General features: G+C 70.6%; 5 protein-coding genes. 4 read left to right on the forward strand and 1 reads right to left on the reverse strand.

What is annotated here, in order from left to right; translation table 11 throughout:
* Positions 1–273, forward strand: a 273-nt coding sequence (locus VFM98_RS06495; RefSeq protein WP_325109091.1) for a heme-binding protein, incomplete at its 5' end; no start/stop codon positions are given.
* A gap of 64 nt (positions 274–337) precedes the next feature.
* Here VFM98_RS06495 and VFM98_RS06500 read toward each other — a convergent pair.
* A complete protein-coding gene (locus VFM98_RS06500) occupies positions 338–1,504 on the reverse strand; it encodes an acyl-CoA dehydrogenase family protein (protein ID WP_325109092.1) in 1,167 nt (388 codons plus the stop codon).
* A gap of 146 nt (positions 1,505–1,650) precedes the next feature.
* Between VFM98_RS06500 and VFM98_RS06505 the strand changes: the two genes are divergently transcribed.
* From VFM98_RS06505 to VFM98_RS06515, 3 genes are all read left to right on the forward strand, one after another.
* The gene (locus VFM98_RS06505) at positions 1,651–2,856 is read left to right on the forward strand and encodes an acetyl-CoA C-acetyltransferase (protein ID WP_325109093.1); all 1,206 of its coding nucleotides are present in this window, start codon (positions 1,651–1,653) and stop codon (positions 2,854–2,856) included.
* A 2-nt stretch (positions 2,857–2,858) separates the two neighbouring features.
* A complete protein-coding gene (locus tag VFM98_RS06510) occupies positions 2,859–5,006 on the forward strand; it encodes a 3-hydroxyacyl-CoA dehydrogenase NAD-binding domain-containing protein (RefSeq protein ID WP_325109094.1) in 2,148 nt (715 codons plus the stop codon).
* A gap of 1 nt (position 5,007) precedes the next feature.
* Positions 5,008–5,751, forward strand: a 744-nt coding sequence (locus VFM98_RS06515; protein WP_325109095.1) for an aldehyde dehydrogenase family protein, incomplete at its 3' end; no start/stop codon positions are given.

Here is a 5,751-nt window from a genome sequence, read left to right on the forward strand (position 1 = left end):
GATGGACAACACGCAGACCGCCAGCATCGCCGTCGCGCAGGACAAGGCCGTTTCCGCCGCACCTACCGGCGTCCGACCAAGGCCTTCCAGGACGGCCTGGCCGCCGGCGGCGCGGGCCTGCGCATCCTGCAGCTGCGCGGCGCGACCGCCGTCGAAGGCGGCATCCCGCTCACGGAGGGCGGCCGCATCATCGGCGCGATCGGCGTCTCCGGCGGCTCGTCCGAGCAGGACGGCGTGGTCGCCGCGGCGGGACTGGCCGCGATGGGGCGTTGACTTCTGTAGGCTGGCGCTGAGTGCGTCCGAGGCACCCGCCTCGGACGCCGCGAAGCCCAGCGCTTCAGCGCCCGCCCCCCAGCCCCATCCCCCGCGCGATCACCTCCTTCATGATCTCGTTGGTGCCGCCGTAGATGCGCTGCACCCGCGCGTCGGCGTACGCGCGGGTGATCGGCAGCTCCCACATGAAGCCGTAGCCGCCGTGCAGCTGCACGCACTCGTCCATCACCTTGCATTGCAGGTCGGTGGTCCAGTACTTCGCCATGCTGGCGGTCGCGGTGTCGAGCCGGTCCTGCAGCACCAGCTCCAGGCAGCGGTCGACGAACACCCGCGCGACCTGCACCTCGGTCTGCAGCTCCGCCAGCTTCCAGCGCGTGTTCTGGAAGTTCGCCAGCGCCTGGCCGAACACGCGCCGGTCCTTCACGTACTGCAGCGTCCACGCGATCGCCGCTTCCGAGGCGGCCACGGCCGTCACCGCGATCTGCATGCGCTCCCACGGCAGCTGCTCCATCAGGCAGGCGAAGCCGCGGTTCTCCAGCGCCGGGCCGCCCAGCAGGTTCTCCGCGGGCACGCGCACGGCGTGGAAGAACAGCTCGGAAGTGTCCTGCGCCTTCAGGCCCAGCTTCTTCAGGCGCTGGCCCTTCTCGAAGCCGGGCATCCCGCGCTCCACCACCAGCAGGCTGGTGCCCTTGGCGCCGGCGGCCGGATCGGTCTTGGCCACCACGATCACCAGGTCGGCGTGCCAGCCGTTGGTGATGAAGGTCTTGCTGCCGTTCAGGAGATAACTGCCATCGGATTGCCGCAGCGCCGTGCTCTGGATCGCCTGCAGGTCGCTGCCCGCGGCCGGCTCGCTCATCGCGATGGCACCGACCATCTCGCCGCTGGCGAGCCGCGGCAGCCAGCGCGCCTGCTGTTCGGGCGTGCCGTAGTGCAGCAGGTAGGGCGCGACGATCTCGCTGTGCAGGCCGAAGCCCACGCCGGTGAAGCCGCCGCGGGCCAGTTCCTCCATCTGCACCACCGAGTAGAGCTTGTCGGCGCCGGCACCGCCCAGGCGCTCCGGCAAGGTGGGACAGAGGTAGCCGTGCTCGCCGGCCTGGCGCCAGAGCGCGCGGTCGACGAAGCCCTGCTCCTCCCACTGCGCGTGGAAGGGCGCGATCTCGCGCTCGACGAAACGGCGGAAGGCCTCGCGGAAGGATTCGTGTTCGGGGGAAAAGAGGGTACGTTCGATCATGGGTCTGCAATGGCGAATCTAGGTCGAAGGGTCCGGCCCCTCCTTGAGGAAATCCCCGACGGCGTCGCCTGTGCGACATCCCACGTGCACGACAGCGCGATGCGGTGCTGCCTATACTGCGGCGCACATCCGAAAGGGAGATCCGCATGAGCGAAGCCTTCGTCTACGACGCCATCCGCACGCCGCGCGGCAAGGGCAAGAAGGACGGCAGCCTGCACGAAGTGAAGCCGGTGAACCTGCTGGCCGGCGTGCTCGCCGAACTGCAGCGCCGCAACGATTTCGACACCGCCGCCGTCGACGACGTGGTGATGGGCGTGGTCTCTCCCATCGGCGAACAGGGTTCGGTGATCGCCAAGGTGGCGGCCCTCAAGGCGGGCTGGGACTGGCGCTGCTCCGGCGTCCAGCTCAACCGCTTCTGCGCCTCCGGGCTGGAGGCGGTCAACCTGGCGGCGCAGAAGGTGCGCTCCGGCTGGGAGGACCTGGTGGTCGCCGGCGGCGTCGAGAGCATGAGCCGGGTGCCGATCGGCTCCGACGGCGGCGCCTGGGCGCAGGACCCGGAGACCAATTCGGCCACCGCCTTCGTGCCGCAGGGCATCGGCGCCGACCTCATCGCCACGCTGGAAGGCTTCACGCGCGAGGACGTGGACCGCTACGCGCTCGAATCGCAGCGCCGCGCCGCCCGCGCCCGCGAAGGCGGCTTCTTCGCCGGCTCGGTGGTGCCGGTGAAGGACGGGCTGGACCAGACCATCCTGGACCACGACGAATTCATCAAGCCGCACACCACGCTGGAGGGACTGGCTGCGCTCAAGCCCGCCTTCGAGCAGCTCGGCGCGCTGGGCTTCGACCAGGTCGCGATCAGCCGCTATCCGCAGGTGGAACGCATCGAGCACGTGCACCATGCCGGCAACTCCTCGGGCATCGTCGACGGCGCCGCCGCCGTGCTGGTGGGCAGCGAGGCGGCCGGACGCGCCCACGGCCTCACGCCGCGCGCGCGCATCGTGGCTGCGGCGCTCTCGGGCGCCGACCCGACCATCATGCTCACGGGTCCCATGCCCGCTGCGCGCAAGGCGCTGGCGAAAGCCGGCCTGAACATCGGGCAGATCGACCTGTTCGAGATCAACGAGGCCTTCGCAGCGGTGCCGATGAAGTTCATGCGCGAGCTGGACGTGCCGCACGAAAAGGTCAACGTGAACGGCGGCGCCATTGCCATGGGCCACCCGCTCGGCGCCACCGGCGCGATGATCCTCAACACGCTGGTCGACGAGCTGCACCGCCGGCAGCTGCGCTACGGCCTCGCCACGCTGTGCGTGGGCGGCGGCATGGGCATCGCGACCATCGTGGAGAGGATGTGAGCATGCAGACCATCCGCTACGAGCTGGCCGGGGGCATCGCCACCCTCACCTTCGACGAGCCCGGCTCGCCGGTCAACACCATGTGCGAGCAGTGGCAGCAGGACCTGACTGCCGCCGTGCAGCAGTTGCTGGCCGACCGCGCGGCGCTGCGCGGCATCGTCCTCGCTTCCGCCAAGAGCACCTTCTTCGCCGGCGCCGACCTCAAGGGCACGATGCGCCTGCAGCCGCAGGATGCGCCGCGGGTGTTCCACGAGATCGAGCAGGTCAAGAAGAACTTCCGCACCCTGGAGACGCTCGGCGTGCCGGTGGTCGCGTGCCTCAACGGCTCTGCGCTCGGCGGTGGCTGGGAGGTGGCGCTGGCCGCCCACCATCGCGTCGCGGTCGATGCGCCGAAGATCCAGTTCGGCCTGCCCGAGATCACGCTGGGCCTGATCCCCGGCGCCTCGGGCATCACCAAGATGACGCGGCTGCTGGGCCTGCTCGGCGCCCAGCCCTACATCCTGGAAAGCAAGCTGTTCTCGCCGCGCGACGCGCTGGCGCTGGGACTGGTGCACGAACTGGTGCCCGACGCGGCGGCGCTGCGCCCGGCGGCGCTGGCCTGGATCGCGGCGCATCCGCAGGCGCAGCAGCCCTGGGATGCCAAGGACTACCGGATGCCGGGCGGCACGCCTTCGAGTCCCAAGATCGCCGGCATGCTGGCGGTGGCCCCGGCGGCGCTGAAGAAGAAGACGCGCGGGCTCTATCCCGCGCCCGAGTACGCGCTGGCCGCCATGGTCGAAGGCGCGCAGGTGGATTTCGACACCGCGCTGCGCATCGAGTCGCGCTATCTCGCCAGGCTGATCGTCTCGCCGGTGGCGAAGAACATGATCAACACGTTCTTCTTCAACCTGAACGCGATCAAGGCCGGCCAGTCGCGCCCGCCGCGCGAGGGGCGCTTCGTGCCGCGCAAGGTGGGCATCCTCGGCGCCGGCATGATGGGCGGCGGCATCGCGCACGCCCAGGCCAGCCGCGGCATCGCCACCGTGCTGAAGGACGTGTCCATGGCCAAGGCCGAAGCCGGCAAGGCGTACAGCCGCAAGGTCACCCAGGCGCGGGTAGACCAGGGCCGCATGAGCGCCGAGGAGCAGCAGGCGCTGCTCGCGCGCATCACGGCGACGGAGTCGCTGAATGACCTGCAGGGCTGCGACCTGATCGTCGAGGCGGTGTTCGAGAACCGCGATCTCAAGGCCCGCGTCACCAAGGAGGCCGAGCCGCTGCTGGCGCCCGACGGCTTCTTCGCCAGCAACACCTCCACCCTGCCGATCACTGGGCTGGCCCGCGCCAGCGCGCGGCCGCAGAAGTTCGTCGGCATCCATTTCTTCAGCCCGGTGGACCGGATGAAGCTGGTGGAGATCATCCGCGGCCAGGCCACCGACGACGACACGGTGGCGCGCGCCTACGACTACGTGCAGGCGCTGGGCAAGATCCCGATCGTGGTGAACGACGCGCGCGGCTTCTTCACCAGCCGCGTGTTCGGCACCTTCGTGATGGAAGGCGCCGCCATGGTCGGCGAAGGCATCCCGGCGCCGGTGGTGGAACAGGCGGGGATCCAGGCCGGCATGCCGGTCGGGCCGCTGGCGGTGCTGGACGAGACGGCGCTGTCGCTCTCGGTGCACGTGCTGGACCAGACGCGGGCCGACTACCGCGCCGAGGGCCGCACCTACATCGCCAGCCCCGGCGAACTGCTGGTGGAGCGCATGGTCAAGGAGTTCGACCGCAACGGCCGCGCGGCCGGCGCCGGCTTCTACGAATACCCGCAGGAGCCGGGCGCGCGCAAGTTCCTGTGGCCGCAGTTGAAGACGCTGTTCGAGCGGCCCGGCGTCGCCTGGCAGATGCAGGACCTGAAGGACCGGCTGCTGTTCCGCCAGTCGGTCGAGACGGCGCGCTGCCTCGCCGAGGGCGTGCTGACCAGCGTGCACGACGCCAACGTCGGCTCCATCTTCGGCATCGGCTTCCCGGGCTGGACCGGCGGCGCGCTGCAGTTCGTCTACGGCATGGGCATCGACGCCTTCCTCGCCCGCGCGCGCGAACAGGCGGCGCAGTACGGCCCCGGCTTCGAGGTCACGCGCGAAGTGGAAGACGCGATCCGCCGCTTCGAACCGCGCTACTGACATGGACCGCGCCGATCCGCTGTCGGCCCTGCTCGCGCAGCAGCGGGCGGCCTTTGCGCGCGAGCCCTACCCTGCGCTGGGCGTGCGCTTGCAGCGCCTGGCGCGCCTGCAGGCCCTGCTGGACGCCAACAGCGAGCGGCTGGCGCGTGCGATCTCCGCCGATTTCGGCAACCGCTCGCTGCACGAGACGGCGATCGCCGAAACCTTCTTCGTGCAGGCCGGCATCGCCCATACGCGCCGGCACCTGCGGCGCTGGATGCGGGCCCGCCGGGTGCCCACCTCCTTTCATTCGCTGCCCGGCACCTGCCGCATCCTGCCGCAGCCGGTGGGCGTGGTGGGCGTGGTGAGCCCGTGGAACTATCCGCTGCAGCTGGCGCTGGCGCCCGCGGTCGCGGCGCTGGCCGCCGGCAACCGGGTGCTGCTCAAGCCGAGCGAGGTCACGGCCGGATTTTCCGCCTTGCTCGCCGACCTGGTGGCGCAGCATTTCGATCCGGCCGAATGCGCCGTGGTGCAGGGCGATGCCGAGGTGGGCCAGGCCTTCGTGCGCCTGCCCTTCGACCACCTGTTCTTCACCGGCTCCACCGGCGTCGGCCGCCAGGTGGCGCTGGCCGCCGCGGCCAATCTCACGCCGGTGACGCTGGAGCTCGGTGGCAAGTCGCCCGCCATCCTCGACGCCAGCGCCGACGTGGTGCAGGCGGCGCAGCGCATCGCCGCCGGCAAGCTGTTCAACGCGGGCCAGACCTGC

Origin of the sequence: Ramlibacter sp., assembly GCF_035706265.1 — a bacterium.
Classification (GTDB): Bacteria; Pseudomonadota; Gammaproteobacteria; order Burkholderiales; family Burkholderiaceae_C; genus Ramlibacter.